The organism is Serratia sp. BIGb0234 (genome assembly GCF_024809915.1).
Taxonomy (GTDB): Bacteria; Pseudomonadota; Gammaproteobacteria; order Enterobacterales; family Enterobacteriaceae; genus Serratia; species Serratia liquefaciens.
Genome location: NZ_JANUEI010000001.1, coordinates 268,871 through 285,831, shown reverse-complemented (window position 1 = coordinate 285,831; position 16,961 = coordinate 268,871). Strand labels below are relative to the sequence as shown.

General features: G+C 55.8%; 16 protein-coding genes and 1 riboswitch. Of the genes, 4 read left to right on the top strand and 12 right to left on the bottom strand.

Features of this window, described 5'->3' with window-relative positions; genetic code table 11:
- Positions 1-4 precede the first annotated feature (4 nt).
- Positions 5-1,111: an ABC transporter permease gene (locus tag M2407_RS01515; protein WP_020825729.1), complete on the top strand. Its 1,107-nt coding sequence runs from the start codon at positions 5-7 to the stop codon at positions 1,109-1,111.
- Between the two features lie 116 nt (positions 1,112-1,227).
- Here M2407_RS01515 and M2407_RS01510 read toward each other — a convergent pair whose 3' ends face one another.
- The 6 genes from M2407_RS01510 to moaA form a co-directional block, all read right to left on the bottom strand.
- A complete protein-coding gene (locus M2407_RS01510) occupies positions 1,228-1,938 on the bottom strand; it encodes a Bax inhibitor-1/YccA family protein (RefSeq protein ID WP_020825728.1) in 711 nt (236 codons plus the stop codon).
- 957 nt (positions 1,939-2,895) lie between these two features.
- Positions 2,896-3,366 (bottom strand): molybdopterin synthase catalytic subunit MoaE, encoded by a 471-nt coding sequence (moaE, locus tag M2407_RS01505; RefSeq protein WP_259217300.1) that lies wholly within the window; start codon positions 3,364-3,366, stop codon positions 2,896-2,898.
- Between the two features lie 2 nt (positions 3,367-3,368).
- On the bottom strand, positions 3,369-3,614 hold the full coding sequence (moaD, locus tag M2407_RS01500) for a molybdopterin synthase sulfur carrier subunit (RefSeq protein ID WP_012005757.1): 246 nt from the start codon (positions 3,612-3,614) through the stop codon (positions 3,369-3,371).
- Positions 3,611-4,090, bottom strand: a complete 480-nt coding sequence (gene moaC, locus M2407_RS01495) for a cyclic pyranopterin monophosphate synthase MoaC (protein ID WP_012005756.1) — start codon at positions 4,088-4,090, stop codon at positions 3,611-3,613. The genes moaD and moaC overlap by 4 nt, the downstream gene beginning before the upstream one ends.
- 5 nt (positions 4,091-4,095) lie before the next feature.
- Positions 4,096-4,608 (bottom strand): molybdenum cofactor biosynthesis protein B, encoded by a 513-nt coding sequence (moaB, locus tag M2407_RS01490; RefSeq protein WP_020825725.1) that lies wholly within the window; start codon positions 4,606-4,608, stop codon positions 4,096-4,098.
- A gap of 149 nt (positions 4,609-4,757) precedes the next feature.
- A complete protein-coding gene (gene moaA / locus M2407_RS01485) occupies positions 4,758-5,744 on the bottom strand; it encodes a GTP 3',8-cyclase MoaA (RefSeq protein ID WP_020825724.1) in 987 nt (328 codons plus the stop codon).
- A riboswitch (molybdenum cofactor riboswitch) is annotated at positions 5,731-5,873 on the bottom strand. It overlaps the preceding gene by 14 nt.
- Positions 5,874-6,133: 260 nt before the next feature.
- On the opposite strand from moaA, the gene yvcK reads away from it, so the two are divergent.
- The gene (gene yvcK / locus M2407_RS01480) at positions 6,134-7,051 is read left to right on the top strand and encodes a uridine diphosphate-N-acetylglucosamine-binding protein YvcK (protein WP_020825723.1); all 918 of its coding nucleotides are present in this window, start codon (positions 6,134-6,136) and stop codon (positions 7,049-7,051) included.
- Between the two features lie 4 nt (positions 7,052-7,055).
- Here the strand turns inward: yvcK and M2407_RS01475 are convergent, their stop codons facing one another.
- Both M2407_RS01475 and uvrB read right to left on the bottom strand, forming a co-directional pair.
- Positions 7,056-7,313: a VF530 family DNA-binding protein gene (locus tag M2407_RS01475; RefSeq protein WP_020825722.1), complete on the bottom strand. Its 258-nt coding sequence runs from the start codon at positions 7,311-7,313 to the stop codon at positions 7,056-7,058.
- Positions 7,314-7,421: 108 nt separating this feature from the next.
- Entirely contained in the window at positions 7,422-9,434 is a 2,013-nt protein-coding gene (gene uvrB, locus M2407_RS01470; RefSeq protein WP_259216597.1) for an excinuclease ABC subunit UvrB, read from the bottom strand.
- Positions 9,435-10,702: 1,268 nt separating this feature from the next.
- Between uvrB and M2407_RS01465 the strand changes: the two genes are divergently transcribed.
- A complete protein-coding gene (locus tag M2407_RS01465) occupies positions 10,703-11,413 on the top strand; it encodes an ATP-binding cassette domain-containing protein (protein ID WP_041414306.1) in 711 nt (236 codons plus the stop codon).
- Positions 11,414-11,582: 169 nt separating this feature from the next.
- On the top strand, positions 11,583-13,259 hold the full coding sequence (locus M2407_RS01460) for a hypothetical protein (protein ID WP_259216595.1): 1,677 nt from the start codon (positions 11,583-11,585) through the stop codon (positions 13,257-13,259).
- A gap of 57 nt (positions 13,260-13,316) precedes the next feature.
- Here M2407_RS01460 and bioD read toward each other — a convergent pair whose 3' ends face one another.
- From bioD to bioB, 4 genes are read right to left on the bottom strand one after another with little or no spacing between them, the layout of a single operon-like run.
- Complete coding sequence (bioD, locus tag M2407_RS01455) at positions 13,317-13,997, bottom strand: dethiobiotin synthase (protein WP_142815722.1); 681 nt, start codon at positions 13,995-13,997, stop codon at positions 13,317-13,319.
- Complete coding sequence (gene bioC / locus M2407_RS01450) at positions 13,990-14,757, bottom strand: malonyl-ACP O-methyltransferase BioC (protein ID WP_259216593.1); 768 nt, start codon at positions 14,755-14,757, stop codon at positions 13,990-13,992. Before bioC ends, bioD begins: the two co-directional genes overlap by 8 nt.
- Positions 14,741-15,892 (bottom strand): 8-amino-7-oxononanoate synthase, encoded by a 1,152-nt coding sequence (gene bioF, locus M2407_RS01445; protein WP_130015927.1) that lies wholly within the window; start codon positions 15,890-15,892, stop codon positions 14,741-14,743. Before bioF ends, bioC begins: the two co-directional genes overlap by 17 nt.
- Positions 15,892-16,929 carry a biotin synthase BioB gene (bioB, locus tag M2407_RS01440; RefSeq protein WP_020825716.1) on the bottom strand — a complete coding sequence of 346 codons (1,038 nt, stop codon included), beginning with the start codon at positions 16,927-16,929 and terminating at the stop codon, positions 15,892-15,894. Before bioB ends, bioF begins: the two co-directional genes overlap by 1 nt.
- Between the last annotated feature and the right edge of the window lie 32 nt (positions 16,930-16,961).

Below are 16,961 nucleotides of genomic sequence, written 5' to 3'. Positions count from 1 at the left end.
GAAGATGTTTCACCGTCTCTGGACGTTAATCATTAAGGAAATGCAATCGCTGCTGCGCGACCCGCAAACCCGCGCCATTCTGATTTTGCCGGTTATTCTGCAGGTGCTGCTGTTTCCCTTCGCCGCCACGCTGGAAGTGACCAATGCCACCATTGCGGTGTACAGCGAAGACAGCGGCCATGCCTCGGTCGAGCTGACCCAGCGCTTTGCCAAGGCCAAGGCCTTCTCCCACGTGCTGCTATTGCGCAGCCCCCAAGAGATACAAAGCGTTATCGATAACCAAAAAGCGCTGCTGCTGATCCGTTTCCCGGCACAATTTTCACGGGATATCGCCAGCGGCAATACGGCCCCGCTGCAGTTGTTGCTCGATGGGCGTAACTCCAACAGCGCACAGATCGCTGCCAACTATGTGCAGCAGATTGTGCAGGACTACCAAAATGAGCTGATCGGCAACCGTGCCAAGCCTAACAACAGTGAACTGGTGGTGCGCAACTGGTATAACCCGAATTTGGACTACAAGTGGTTTGTGGTGCCGTCGCTGATCGCCATGATCACCACCATTGGCGTGCTGATAGTGACTTCGCTGTCGGTGGCGCGCGAACGTGAACAGGGCACGCTGGAGCAACTGCTGGTGTCGCCGTTAACCACCTGGCAGATTTTTATCGGCAAAGCGGTGCCGGCGCTGATCGTCGCCACCTTCCAGGCCAGCATAGTGTTGCTGATCGGCATCTTTATCTATCAGATCCCGTTCGCCGGGTCGCTGCTGTTGTTCTACGGCACCATGTTGATTTACGGGCTGTCGCTGGTGGGGTTCGGCCTGCTGATTTCGTCGCTGTGCGCCACCCAGCAACAGGCGTTTATCGGCGTGTTCGTGTTTATGATGCCGGCCATCCTGCTCTCCGGTTATGTTTCACCGGTGGAGAATATGCCGGTGTGGCTGCAAAACCTCACCTGGGTAAACCCCATCCGCCACTTCACCGACATCACCAAACAGATCTATTTGAAAGACGCCAGTTTCAGCATCATCTGGCACAGCCTGTGGCCGCTGTTGGCCATTACCGCCACCACCGGCAGCGCCGCCTATGCCATGTTCCGCCGTAAAATTGCATAAAAAAAGACTCTGCGATCGAGATCGCAGAGTCTTTCTATTCGCTGTAAATCCTATGGATTTCATGCTGCGGCTAGGCGAGCGCAGCCAACAACGCTGCAGCTTGAAAGACGACGGATTTAGCGGCGGTTGCCGAAAATGCGCAGCAACATCAGGAACAGGTTGATGAAATCGAGATACAGCGTCAACGCGCCAACAATGGCGTATTTGCGGAAGCTGTCTTTATCATCGGCATTCAGTTGCTCGCCCATGGCCTTCAGTTTCTGGGTGTCGTACGCCGTCAGGCCAACAAACACCACCACGCCGATATAGGTAATTGCCCACATCAACGCCGTGCTTTTCAGCCAGATATTGACCAGCGAAGCCAGCACAATCCCGATAAGTGCCATAAACAACATGCTGCCGAAACCGCTCAGGTCGCGCTTGGTGGTGTAGCCGTACAGGCTCATCGCACCGAACATGCCGGCGGTCACCACGAAGGTGCTGGCGATCGAGCTGTAGGTGTAAGCGATGAAAATGCTGGAAAGCGTCAGCCCGGTCAGCGCCGAATAGAGCATAAACAGCGAGGTGGCGACCGTGCCACTAAGACGATTGACCATGCCGGAAATGACGAACACCAGCCCCAACTGCGCGATGATCAGGCCAAAGAAGGTGATCTGGCTGGAGAAGATAAAGTTAAGGATCGCAGGCGTGTTGGCCGCGTACCAGGAAACAAACGCCGTCAACAGCATACCGCAGGTCATCCAGCCATAAACCTGCGCCATATAAGCCTGAATGCCGCTGTTGGCACGTTCGACGATTGAACCATTAGAGCGTGGATATCGGTCCATGACGGTTACCTTTTGCATATGAAACAAGATTTCGACCCCCATTTATGGGGCTCGGCCTGCTATAAGCGTACCACATAAAACCTGATGGCAAAGCGGCAAAGGTATTGATTTGTTTCCGCTGTTACGCGTTATGCGCTGAATAATTGGAGTTGCATCAAGGCGGCAACTGAGCGAATCCCCAGGAGCTTAGATAACTAAGTGGCTGGGGTGAGCAAAGGCGGGCAACACAGATGCAGCTTCAAGTATGACGGAATACTGATCGGTTAAGCCTGACTGGCATTTTTTTATTCGGTCCCTGTAGGTTCAGTGTAGGTAGAATTGCCGTCAATATCCGGCATTTCTCTGCCGCCACAATGAACGGCAATTGGAGGGGCCGAAGGCCCGGCCCCTCCACCCGCGCCTTCGCTTAACACCCTCTGTCCGCTGCGCGGATTCCCTCGCTGCACCTAGGTTGTCGGGCGGATCGGCTACGACAAACGTCCCTGTTAGTCTCGCCTCAACCGGCCTTCCCTGGCCGGTTGCCCCTGACAACGCCGTCTTGCTCGGCAGCCGGTGATGCGCACCAAGGTCAACACCCGCACTGGCAGCCACCGGGCAGCTTATGCCCTCAGTTTGACGCTACGTGATGAAAGACAGTGAAAATGATGAGATGAGCAGGGTGTTGGGCGCCCTTGAAGACGTCGAACGCAGGAGCGACGCATAGGCGAAACCGCCAGGGACGGCGGTTTCAGGCGAGACAGGCAGGGACGCCTGTCGTAGCCGGCCGTGATGCGGCGTGATGAAGTGAGAGCCGTTGGCGCAGCCAACCGTCTGATAGGGCAAAGGCGCGGGTTGCAAGGGGCCGCGCCTCGGCCCCTTGCTCGGTCGGAGCCTAAGACCCTCAGGGTGCTTTGCTCGTTTATCGACCGAAAATAACCTCGAACTTGCCAAAAAGCACCTTAACTGATCGGCATTTCTTCAAGTATGACGCGTGTTATGCCAGCGTTCCGCCGCCTGGCGATCGCTGTCGCGCGCATCGACCCAACGGTCTCCCTCCCCGACGGCTTCGCGTTTCCAGAAGGGCGCCCGGGTTTTCAGGTAATCCATAATGAACTCGGCGGCCTCGAACGCCATGCTGCGGTGCGCGCTGGTCACGCCAACGAAGACAATCTCATCACCGGGAAACAGCTCGCCCACGCGATGGATCACCGTCGCGCGCTGCAAGGGCCAACGGCTACGGGCTTCGTCCAGGATCTCGGCCAGCGCTTTTTCGGTCATGCCAGGGTAGTGCTCCAGCGTCAGCGCACTGACGTCATCGCCCAGATTATGATTGCGTACCTTGCCGGTAAAGGTGACCACGGCGCCATCATCGTCGCACTGCGCCAACCACTGGTATTCGTCGCCGACGCTGAACGGCGCTTCACCCACGCGGATACGGGTATTTTCCACCATTAACCTCCGGTTACCGGTGGAAAGAAAGCGACTTCATCGCCGGCGCGCAGCGGATGTTCGGCCGCCACCAGCGACTGGTTCACCGCGGTCAACAGCTTGCCGGACTCCAGCGCCAATGCCCAACGGTCGCCACGTTCGCACAGCGCCTTACGCAGCGCCTCTACCGTCGGGTAATCTGCAGGCATCGATAAATCGCCGGTGCCAACCAGTTCGCGTACCTGAGCAAAAAAAAGAATATTAATCATAGTTCCACCTTAAAATCACCGGATTTGCCGCCGCTTTTCGCCAGCAGCCGCACCGGGCCGATCACCATGTCTTTCTGTACCGCTTTACACATGTCGTAAATGGTCAATGCAGCCACTGAAGCCGCGGTTAACGCTTCCATTTCAACACCGGTCTTACCGGTCAGTCGGCAACAGGTTTCAATCCGCACCCGGCTGTGTTCCGGTTGGGCCTCCAACTGCACTTCGACCTTGCTCAGCATCAGCGGATGGCACAGCGGGATCAGCTCCCAGGTGCGTTTCGCCGCCTGAATACCGGCGATGCGCGCCGTGGCAAACACGTCGCCCTTGTGGTGGCTGCCCTCGATAATCATCGCCAGCGTGGTCGGCAACATCTCGACGAAAGCTTCGGCGCGCGCCTCGCGCACCGTTTCTGCTTTGGCTGAAACGTCAACCATATGGGCTTCGCCCGCGGCGTTAATGTGAGTTAGCTGCGTCATAATTTTTATTTCTTCAGATGTGGCAGAAAGTTGCACGGGCGATGACGCGCGTCCAACTGCTCTTCAATAATGCGTTCCCAGGCGGTGCGACAGGCGCGGGTTGACCCCGGCATGGCAAAAATGACCGTCTGGTTGGCCATACCGGCCAGCGCGCGCGACTGGACAGTGGCGGTGCCAATCTCTTCGTAAGACACCATGCGGAACAGTTCGCCGAACCCTTCCACTTCGCGATCGAACAGCGGCAGCAGCGCTTCCGGGGTGTAGTCTCTGGCGGTAAAGCCGGTGCCCCCGGTGATCAGCACCGCCTGTACCGTTTCGTCTGCAATCCACGTGGAAACGCGTGCGCGGATCAGGTATTTGTCGTCTTTGACGATGGCGCGATCCACTACCCGGTGTCCGGCTTCAAGCGCCGCTTCTTGCAGGTACTGGCCCGAGGTGTCTTCCGCTTCGCCACGGCTGTCCGAAACGGTCAAAATAGCGATATGTACCGGAATGAATTCACTGTTGGCATGACTCATTGTTCACTTTGCTCCTATTCATAGGATACCCAATAGATTTCAAGTTGCAGCTAGGCGGCAAGGCCGTAAATCCCCAGGAGCTTACTCAGGTAAGTGACTGGGGTGAGCGCCCGCAGCCAACAACGCTGCGGCTTGAAAGATGCCGGGGATCAGCCGCCGATAAACGACAGGTTCTGCGTTATGCCACTGTTACCCTGATGCAGGAAGTGAGTCTGTTTCTTACTCAGCAGCCCGCCCTGGATGCGGTCCTTCAGTTCATCAAGCTGCTGATCATTCGTCAGCAGATCGCGCAGACCAATGCCCTGCTCGCCGAACAGACACAGGTGTAAATTGCCGATAGCGGAAACACGCAGCCGGTTGCAGCTGGCGCAGAAATCTTTTTCATACGGCATGATCAAGCCCACTTCACCCTGATAATCCGGATGGCTGAACACCTGCGCCGGGCCGTCGCTGCGGCCGCGCGGCTGGCGCTGCCAGCCCTGCTGTTCCAGCTGCAAACGGATCACTTCACCGGAAACGTGGTGCTTGCGAAACAGATCGCCCCCCTCGCCGGTTTCCATCAGTTCGATAAAGCGCAGTTGAATCGGGCGGTCTTTGATCCAGTTAAGGAAGGCGCCCAGCTGTTGGTGGTTCACGTCACGCATCAGCACCGCGTTGACCTTCACCTTGCTGAAACCGGCGGTAAAGGCGGCGTCGATGCCGTCCATCACCTGGCGGAACTTGTCCTGCCCGGTAATGGCATGAAATTGGCGGGGATCCAGGCTGTCGACGCTGACGTTGACCGCCGTCAGGCCGGCATCACGCCAGCCGGCGACGTCGCGCGCCATACGGTAACCGTTGGTGGTCACGGCGAGCTGGCGGATGGCCGGGTTTTCACGCACGGCGGCGATGATCTCGGTGAAATCGCGGCGCAGAGAAGGCTCTCCGCCGGTCAGGCGCACTTTTTCGGTGCCCAGTTCGGCGAATGCGCGACTGACGCGTCGGATCTCATCAAGCGACAAGAATGTTTTCGGGCTGCCGTTCGGGCGGTAGCCGTCCGGCAAGCAGTAGGTGCAACGAAAGTTGCACACGTCGGTGATCGACAGGCGCAAGTAATAGAACTTGCGCTCATAAGCATCAATGAGTTGCGGCACCATAACACCTTCCAAAGTCGGGAGATGCGAACGTTTCCGCTCTGCACCCTGGTGGCTGACTTCGCCACGGCCCAAGCGCCATATTGTTCGCAGGAACAACGTAGGCCCAGAGGCTAGGAGTTTTGGTCTCAGTTCCCGCAGTCGGAGTAGCCGGAACGAAACCGTGGTTTTCATCGGAATTCTAGCGCTAAACAAACGCGATAGCCAACGCGCAATTTCGCTATATAATTGTGTATACAGCGATTTTAGGCGATTCCTAATCTGGTAAACCATGATAAACAGCCTTTAGGGAGACGAATTGACCGGAATCACGCAAACCACACTCTTTTTCGCGTTTTTACGCCAAATCCGCTACTTTATGCGGGCAGTTAAGCCCCCTTGTAAGGAAATTTATGCGTAATCGAACCCTGGCCGATCTCGATCGGGTAGTGGCATTAGGCGGCGGTCATGGTCTTGGTCGCGTGATGTCTTCCCTGTCGTCTTTAGGCTCCCGTTTAACCGGTATTGTCACCACCACCGATAACGGCGGTTCTACCGGCCGTATTCGCCGTTCGGAAGGGGGCATTGCCTGGGGCGATACCCGTAACTGCCTGAATCAGTTGATCACCGAACCGAGCGTGGCTTCCGCGATGTTCGAATACCGCTTCAGCGGCAATGGCGAACTGTCTGGGCACAACCTCGGCAATCTGATGTTGAAAGCCCTGGATCACCTGAGCGTACGCCCATTGGAAGCGATCAACCTGGTGCGCAGCCTGCTGAAGGTGGACGCGGCGCTGATCCCGATGTCCGAACAGCCGGTGGACCTGATGGCGCACGATCATGAAGGCAACCACGTTTACGGCGAGGTGAATGTCGATCAACTGACCGACATGCCACAGGAGCTGATGCTGTCACCTCACGTCAACGCAACGCGCGAGGCGCTGGATGCTATCGCGCAGGCCGACGTGATCCTGATAGGACCGGGCAGTTTTCTGACCAGCCTGATGCCTCTGCTGTTGCTCGATGACCTTACGCAGGCTCTGCGTCGCAGTAGCGCCAATATGATTTATATCGACAACCTCGGACGCGAATTAAGCGTCGCGGCGGCAGCCTTGACGCTGAAGAACAAGCTGGAATTGATGGAGGCGAAAATTGGCCGCCAGATGATTGATGCCGTCATTGTCGGGCCAACGGCGGATACCCGTGAAGTGCAAGATCGGGTGGTGATCAAACAGCCGCTGGAAGCGCAGGATATTCCTTACCGCCACGATCGTCAGTTGCTGCGCCAGGCGCTGGATCAGGCGTTGATCGAGTTAGGTGCCCGCGCCTAAGCGTTTATTTGCCGCCACGTAGCCACGGGTTATCGCTGGCGGCCTGCTCAACCATGTCGAGATAAAGATCTTCCACCTGTTTGCGCGCCCAGGGCGTGCGACGCAAAAATTTCAGGCTGGACTTGATGCTGGGATCGCTGCTGAAGCAGTTGATGCGAATGCGTTCAGCCAGCCCTGACCAACCGTAGTTTTCCACCAGTTTATTCAGAAGCTGTTCCAGAGTGATGCCGTGCATCGGGTCTTTGGACTGGTGTTGGGTCATGGTCGGTGGCTCGCAGTAGTCAAATGGCCGCACACCATAATCAGCTTTGGCGGAGGCGACAAGGATTTTATGTTTTGGCAGCGCCGCGGTCTGCAGCGCGCCAATGGGTTATGAAATGGCAATAAACTGCTCGCGCAGCTGGTGGATTTCGTCACGCAAGCCCGCCGCCTGCTCGAACTCCAGGTTTTGCGCGTGGGTATACATCTGCGCTTCCAACTCGCGAATCTTCTGATCCAGCGCTTTTGGCGTAAGATTTTGGTACTGGGCGGCATTTTCCGCAGCTTTGCCCTTCCCTTTGCCTTTGCTGCGAGTACTGGGTTTACCCAACTGCAAAATATCAGAAATTTTCTTGTTCAGGCCCTGCGGTACAATGCCGTTTTCTTCGTTGAACGCCTGCTGTTTGGCACGGCGACGCTCGGTCTCGCCGATCGCTCTGGCCATCGAGTCGGTAATTTTGTCTCCGTAGAGAATAGCTTTACCGTTGAGGTTACGCGCCGCACGGCCAATGGTCTGGATCAATGAACGTTCGGAGCGCAGGAAGCCCTCTTTATCGGCATCCAAAATCGCCACCAGCGACACCTCTGGCATGTCCAGCCCTTCACGCAGCAGGTTGATACCCACCAGCACGTCAAACTCGCCCAGACGCAGGTCACGAATGATTTCGACCCGTTCCACGGTATCGATGTCCGAGTGCAGGTAGCGCACCCGCTCGCCATGCTCTTCCAGGTATTCGGTCAGATCTTCCGCCATGCGTTTGGTCAGCGTGGTAACCAGCACACGCTCGTTGATCGCCACCCGCTTGCGGATTTCAGAAAGCAGATCGTCCACCTGGGTGGTCACCGGCCGCACTTCGATTTGCGGATCCAGCAGCCCGGTTGGGCGCACCACCTGATCGATAATGTCACCACCGGATTTTTCCAGCTCGTATTTGCCCGGCGTTGCAGACACATAGATAGTCTGTGGCGCCAGCGCTTCGAACTCTTCAAAGCGCAGCGGGCGGTTGTCCAGCGCCGACGGCAGGCGGAAACCGTATTCCACCAGCGTTTCCTTGCGTGAACGGTCGCCTTTGTACATACCGCCGATTTGCGGAATGGTCACGTGGGACTCGTCAACCACCAGCAGGCCATCTGCCGGCAAATAGTCAAACAGCGTTGGCGGTGGCTCACCCTCGCCGCGCCCGGACAGGTAGCGCGAATAGTTTTCAATGCCGGAGCAGTAGCCCAGTTCGTTCATCATCTCCAGATCAAACTGGGTGCGCTGCGTCAGACGCTGTTCTTCCAGCAGCTTGTTATTGGCCAGCAGCACCTTGCGCCGCTCGGCCAGATCCACCTTGATCTCTTCCATCGCCTGCAGGATCCGCTCGCGCGGCGTCACATAGTGCGATTTGGGGTAAATGGTAAAGCGCTGCACCTCTTGTTCGATCTGGCCGGTCAGGGGATCAAACAGCGAAAGCCGTTCGACCTCTTCGTCAAACAGCTCGATGCGCAGCGCCAATTCATCCGATTCCGCCGGGAAGACGTCAATCACTTCACCCCGCACGCGGAACGTCGCGCGCTGGAAAGCCTGATCGTTGCGGCTATATTGCAGCTCCGCCAAACGACGCAGGATCGCCCGCTGATCGATGATCATGCCTTTGGTCAGATGCAACATCATCTTCAGGTACAAATCCGGATCGCCCAGGCCGTAAATCGCCGATACCGACGCCACCACGATCACATCGCGGCGTTCCAACAGCGCTTTCGTCGCAGAAAGGCGCATCTGCTCGATGTGTTCGTTCACCGAGGCATCTTTTTCGATAAAGGTGTCGGAGCTGGGGACGTAGGCCTCCGGCTGATAGTAGTCGTAGTAAGAAACGAAATACTCGACCGCATTCTCGGGAAAGAACTCTTTCATCTCACCATACAGCTGCGCCGCCAAAGTTTTATTGGGCGCCAGCACCATGGTGGGCCGGTAGAGATCGGCGATCACATTAGCGACGGTGAATGTCTTGCCCGAGCCGGTTACGCCCAGTAGCGTTTGGTGAGCCAGGCCGTCTTCCAGGCCCTCTTCCAGCTTACGGATGGCTTCCGGCTGGTCGCCGGCCGGCTTGAATTCGGAATGCAGTTTGAACGTTTTACTCATTGACTCGGCTACCCTGTGGAGATGCGCGCGCTCAGGCGGCCATGGAGCTGCTGCTCGGTGAATGGCCTCTAATTATGGAAAGCCCCGGCGATTTTCGCCAGTGCCTATGATACTGGATATAAAACCAGCTTCAAGCGGTTCGTTGCTTTGGCGTGCGTCAATCTGGGCTGAATGCACCGCCAGAGTTACAGCGGCGTGACATTTTTATTGTCAATAACAGTTTTATCCCCAAAATCCGCCACGAATTAACTTATTGATAGCACTGTGGCGAAAAATCATACATAGGCACTTCATCAATACAGAGGCCGCTTGATTTTAGTTAATTTATTGATTAATAATGATTTTATAAAAAAGACGAGATTGCGGACAAAGCGAACAGAACCCGCGTCCGCTCTCGCTTTAAACCGGTTTTCTAAATCTAATGCACAAGGTTATCCACAGGAATAGTGGATAACTCTCACCGCCCCGCCCCCGGCGGGAGTTGCAGAAAGAACGCTTTTTGGCGTTTCTTCTCGCCAAGATGGCTTTTTTAGTTATTTTTTCACAAAAATATCGCTTTGTTTATGCCGATTAATGCTAAAAAGACCCATTGCCAAAAACAGATTTGTCCCATTGTTACCTTCCTTTGCTGCATCTTGCGGCGAGCGATGAAATAGCTTGCACCATAACTCTTCTGCTCAGCACCGGAAGAGTGCAAAAATCGTCCGTGTTAACTTTCCCGCTATTTTCCGCTATTCCACCCAGCCCGCGTCTGGCGCGCCAGGCCGTTAACAAGGCAATAACAATCTCTGATTTACAGCGTTCAAAAAGTTGGCCCAAGGGTTGCATTACCCTTTGACGGCGAAAGTGGGCTCGGGGAAATCTACGCCCCGAAACGGCAGAATGAGCTGTTCGGGGTTTAGCGTCACGCCAATACGAATCAACTGACATTGGCGACATAAACATGAGAGAGCGCTAACGAATGGCCTTTAGGTGCCATTTTCACCTATGTATTGCTTGCTTAAGTCAAAACTTAACTACCTCGTTGAAGGTAGCAGATCAGCATTTTGTTCCAGACATTGAAACACTCGGGAAAGAAACCGCTAAGGCGGAAATCGCAGTAGGGAGTGGATTAAGCGAGGAAGAAGGGGTCACCCCCCTTCCCTGCACCGGCCGCCCTGCGGTTCCGGCGGGTGAAATCGGCGCGGCCTGTTAACGCCGCGTTACGCCGACGCCCGCTATGGGCGTACAACCACGAGTGGAAGACAGGTCTTTGAGGAGAATGTCGGATGTTGAGTTTAAGGTCAGTGAATCAGTTTTATGGGCAAAACCATACCCTGTGGGATATCAATCTGGAACTGCCGCGTGGCCAATGTACGGTGCTTATCGGCCGTAACGGCGTAGGCAAAACCACGCTGGTCAACTGCATTATGGGTCATTTGCCGGTGGTCAGCGGCAGCATGACCTGGCAGTTGGCAGACGAACCCCCGCAAAATCTGCTGCAGCAGCCGGTAGAAACCCGAACGGAGCTGGGGATCAGCTACGTTCCCCAGGGGCGACAGATATTTTCACAACTCAGCGTTGAGGAAAACCTGCAGGTGGCGCTGATGGCCGGACGCGATAAATCCCGCCGCATCCCGCCGTTAATTTATAACCTGTTTCCCAACCTGAGGGAGATGCGCGGACGTCGGGCCGGCGATTTGGGCGACGGTGAACAGCAGCAGCTGGCGATTGGCCGCGCACTGGTACTGGAACCAGAGCTGCTGATCCTCGACGAACCCACCAGCGGTGTTCAACCGTCCATCGCCGCCGATATCGGCAACGTGATCCGCAAACTTAACCGGGAACTGGGCATGACTATCCTGCTGGTGGAGCACAAACTGCCCTTTGTCCGCCGCGTGGCAGATCGCTTTTGCCTGATGGATAAGGGCCGCAGCGTGGCGGATGGTACGCTGGAACAGTTGGATGAGGACTTGATCAATGCCTATCTGGCGGTGTGATAAGCAGGGACGCAAATAATGCGTCCCTGCTTTTAATTAGCCGATGCTGAATTAACACCTCTGCCGTTGTACCAACGCAGACAGAACGATAGAGACTGGAAGTGGTCAGACACTCCCTCCATATTCAACGGGTTTTCACATCCAATATACTTGAATCGAGGGTTAGATCATGGCTGATAATGATGCACAATTTATCCAATATAGCGATCTGAACAGTAAAGTCTGGACGCTAAAAGAGCGTCTCGATGTGGCGGGTATTTACGTCAAGTCGCGCGACGAACTGGTCAAAGCGCAAACCTTCATTAAAGACACCTTAAAAAGACCAACAACCGTAAAATTCGCCTCCCCGTTTGAGACCTGGATAGCCCCCAAGACAGATATCGACGTTGGCTTCGTTTATATTGACGGTAATGGTGTAAAAATCACCACTAACATTCCAAGCGGCACTGAAAACGATCACAACTACTTTATGCGTTGCTATGCGACCTCGCTCGCACTGGATAATGGTGTCCCCATTCGGCCAGCGCCAATCTTAAAAAACTTTAGCGTCAAAGGGATCGGTGCAAAGAAAAAAACTGCGTTACCTGATATGGCAGATGAAAAAAAAGACGAATACAACTTTATTGACGGGATCTTGTTTGATTCGCCAGAAAAAAAAGATCCACAGGGAAATCTGCTGGGAGGCCTGCTGGGGAACTTTTCCGTTAATAACGTGTATATTTCTGGTTTTTATTACGGTATGTATTTTGGCGCTAACGCCTATATTGGACATCACTACGCCTGTGAGGTCATCCGTTGTTATGAATGTGTACATATGCCATCCGCTGAATCCGGTGCTAAAAACTTTGGCGAAGGAATTAACTTCTTTGGCGGTACACTCGGTAACTCGCAAGGTCTGGCCATTGGCAACCAGAATCCGAACGGTGCATTTCGTTTTTTCGGTACATCAATAGATTACGCTGGTGCTATTGTAAATGTGCAAGCGGGGAGCGTCGAATTGCACGGTTGCCATATCGAGTTCAATAATGAAAATAGTCCGCTTACTGATTTCCCGTTCCGCTGTAGTGCCAACCAAAACGCCTCGCTACTTATTCAGGGGGGTGAAATTATTACGCTGGAAGGCCCCCTGACCAAAGAATACTGTTTTTTTGCCGAAGCTGGCAGCAGTGGAATTATCGTCGAAAATGTCAAATTTTATGGTGTGAGAACCACGACAGGACGTTATTTCGGCGGCACCGGTGACTTCGTGATCCGTAATAGCCGCCTCGATGGTGGCGGCGGAGGCAAAGGTCTTCAAACTTTAACCACCATGAATAATAACAAGATTAAAGACGGAAGTTTTTCATTCACGACGAAACCTTTAGGTTGGGAAGTCTCTGGCGGTAGCGTCAGCGATCCCTTCACCTCAGACGCCATCACTATCGCCATCGAATCTGGTGCAGGCACTAACGGCAGTAATGCGTTAAAAGTGACAAAATTGGGCAATACCAACACCAATGCGGGCCTAAGGTTGATTGTGCCAGTATCACAATATGAACAATTAGGTGCTTGTTTTACCCTGAAAACACTGAATGGCGGCACCGGCAATTTATTTTCCACGCTGCACTATGCCTGTATTCAGGAAACCGAAAGCAATGGTGTGTCGATCATCGCGAAATCGGATGTCGCCGCCTGGGATGGCATGCTAAACACCAATGATTATCTCGAATTCAAAGAATACCGATTTAATAGCAACAGGCGAAAAGTGCCGGTTTGGGCAACTCACATTATCTTGTCATTCAATTTGTATGCTTTAGCTAAAAACGGGGTTTTATACGTGGATAACGCTTGTATCACCGCCATGTAAATAGGTAACCAGGCGATCTCCGTCCATGGCGAATACCCTGGACGGAGGATCTAACGCTTAAAGGGGTAAAACGCTCAAATCCAGATACTGCCCCAGCGCCTGCCGTTCGGCTTCGGGCAGATGGGGGATCTCCCCCAGCAACGGGGCCGGTAACATGCGGCGCAGCGTGGCCATATATTCCTGATGGCGGCGACCCGGTGCGCAGACGTCATTGGCGATCCAACCGACCAGCGGCAATCCCGCCTGCCGGATAGCCTGTGCGGTCAGCACGGCATGGTTGATGCAGCCCAGCCGTATTCCCACCACCAAAATGACCGGCAGTTGTTCCTGCTGCACCCAGTCGGCAAAGGTATGTTGTTCACTAAGCGGCGTAAACCAGCCCCCGGCGCCTTCGACCAACAGCCACTCGGCCCGCTGCTCCAGGTGACGTAACCCGGCGGAAAGCTGAGCCAGTTCGATCGGCCGCCCTTCGTCGGCGCTGACAATGTGCGGCGAGGTCGGTTCTGCAAACACATAAGGGTTTACTTCGTCATAGCTTAGCGCCACCGCGCTGTTGGCCTGCAATGCCAACGCATCGCCGTTACGTAGCCCTTCCGCGGTCATCTCGCTGCCTGAAGCTACCGGTTTGTAGCCGGCCGTGCGGTAACCCGCCAAATTGGCTGCCTGCAGCAAGGCGCTACTGGCCACGGTTTTGCCCACTTCGGTGTCGGTGCCGGTGACAAACCAACGCTTAATCACGATAAATCACTCCATAAATCAGATGATAGCTGAGCGGAAATTGTCCACGGCGGCAGGGATAGGCTGCCTGCAAGGCGGCGAGGCGCTGTCGGGACAGCAGGCCGGCTTCGCGCCCCTGATGCAAATGGGTCGCACCTATCCCCTTGAGGGATCGCATCAACGCCATTACCTCCGGGTAATTCAGGGTTTGCCATTCCGCCTGCAGGTGATGGCGATAACCCGCGCAGGCCGCCTCAATCTGCGCCAGCGGCAGAAAATCATTAACATGGCGCTCACCGTCCACCTGCTGCCAGGCGTCACCCAATTCATGCAGCGAACCTTCAGCCAGGGTGGAAAATAAAATCACGCCGCCCGGGCGGGTAACGCGGTACAACTCTGCCAACGCCCGCGGCAGATCGCTGCACCATTGCACCACCAGGCTGCTGAAACTGATATCCACGGCAGCATCGGCTAAGGGAACATTTTCGATGTCGCCCAGCAGATAATGATCCGCTGCCTGCTGCTGGCGGGCAAAGGCCAGCATACCCGGTGCCAAATCGAGCGCCGTCACCTGCTTGCCCAGTTCGCGCCAGCGGCGGCTGAAATAACCGGTGCCACAGCCGGCATCGAGCAGTTGCTCGCCCCGGTGCTCCTGCCCCATCCCCAGTAAGCGCTCACCCACATGACGCTGTAATACCGCCACCGCGTCATAACTCACGGCCGCGCGGCTAAAGGCCGAGGCGACCGCTTGCTTGTTAACCTGTTCAAACGCTGACGTCATGCAATACCTCCAGCAGACGATCGATATCCTGTGGCTGATGCGCCGCCGTCAGGGTAATACGCAAACGCGCACCGCCCGGCGGTACCGTTGGCGGGCGGATCGCACTCACCCACAGGCCTTGCGCACGCAGGTGCTGCGCCAAATCAAGCGCTCGCTGATTATCCCCCACCAGCAACGGCTGAATGGCGGTTAGAGACTCCGTCAGCGTCAGCGACAACTGGGCCGCCCCCTGGCGAAATCGCTGAATATTCGTGTTCAACCGCGTGCGTAATTCGTCACCCTGCTGGATACAATGCAACGCTGCCTGCAGCGCACAGGCCTGTGCCGGCGGCATCGCCGTGCTGTAAATCAGATGGCGGGCAAACTGCAACAGGTATTCAGCCGTAGATTCATCGCACAGGACCGCAGCGCCACTGAGGCCAAAGGCTTTGCCGAAAGTGACCACCAACAACTCGGGCCGTACGCCCTGCTGCCAGCAACTGCCGCGCCCCTGCTCGCCCTGAACGCCAATGCCATGTGCGTCGTCAACCATCAGCCAGGCGCCTGCCTCGCGGGTCAAACGGTGCAGCTCTGCCAAAGGGGCACTGTCGCCGTCCATGCTGAATACCCCTTCGGTGACCGCCAACGTCTGGCCGCCGCAGGGTTTTGCCAGCAAATCGGCCAACGCCTGCGGTTGGTTATGGCGAAAGCGTCGGAGTTGGGCCGGTGAGTGAGCTGCCGCCTCCAGCAGCGAGGCGTGGCTAAGCCGATCGGCCAGAATGCGATCCTCTTCCTGCATCAGCGCCGCCAGCAGCGCCTGATTGGCGGCATAGCCAGAGATAAACAGCAGCGCGCGCGGATAACCCAACCACTGCGCCAATTGTTGTTCCAGCGCCTGATGCGCAGTACAAAAACCGGTGACGTGGCCGGAACCGCCGGACCCCACGCCATATTGCTGCGCACCCTGCTGCCAGGCAGCGATCACCTGCGCATTCTGGCTCAGGCCCAGATAGTCATTGCCGGAAAAATTCAGGTAGCGTTGGTCGTTAAGCTGAAGATGGCGGCCATTGCCGCCCTGATTCACTAAACGGTGGCGGTAAGCGGCACTCTGTTGCCGCTCCTCCAGCGCCTGTTCAATACGTTGTTGCCAGCTCATTACAGCGCCGCGTTGTAAAACTCAGCGGTATCGGCCTGCATCAGGCGCGCAGCCAGCACTTCTTGTTGCTGGTTGTCGCCGTGCTCGGTTTCGGTCTGCTGCGGGTTGAGGCCCAGCTTGCGGAACAATTGCAGATCCTTGTCCTCTTCCGGGTTTGGCGTGGTCAGCAGCTTGCAGCCGTAGAAGATGGAGTTGGCACCGGCCATAAAGCACATCGCCTGGGTTTGTTCGTTCATCTGCTCGCGACCGGCTGAAAGACGCACGTAAGAAGACGGCATCATGATGCGTGCCACTGCGATAGTGCGAATGAAATCAAAAGGATCGACGTCGTCGTTGTCCGCCAGCGGCGTCCCCTTAACCTTCACCAGCATGTTGATCGGCACGCTCTCCGGCGGCGTGGGCAGATTGGCCAGCTGTACCAGCAGCCCTGCGCGGTCACGCACCGTTTCTCCCAGCCCAACGATGCCACCGGAACAGACTTTGATACCCGCACCACGCACCTTGCCCAACGTATCCAGGCGTTCCTGATAGCTGCGGGTGGTGATGATATTGCCGTAGAATTCCGGCGAGGTATCCAGGTTGTGGTTGTAATAATCCAGCCCGGCTTCGGCCAAGCGTTCCGCCTGTGAGCCATCCAGCGTGCCCAGGGTCATGCAAGTTTCCATCCCCATGGCCTTCACGCCTTGCACCATCTGCTGCAGGTAAGGCATATCGCGCTCGTGCGGGTTTTTCCATGCCGCGCCCATACAGAAGCGGGTCGAACCGTTGGCCTTGGCCTTGCGCGCCGATTCCAGCACCTGTTCCACCTGCATCAACCGCTCCGACTCCAGGCCGGTTTTGTAGCGGGAACTCTGCGGACAGTACTTGCAGTCTTCGGGACAGGCGCCGGTTTTGATTGATAACAGCGTGCTCACCTGCACCTGACGCGGATCAAAATGCTGGCGGTGAACCGTCTGGGCTTCAAACAATAACTCAAGCAGGGGTTTATCAAACAGGGTCTGGGCGAGACCCACTGTCCAGTGAATGCGATCGGCCATCACGGCGTCTCCAAAAATGAAAAAAGTGTCGT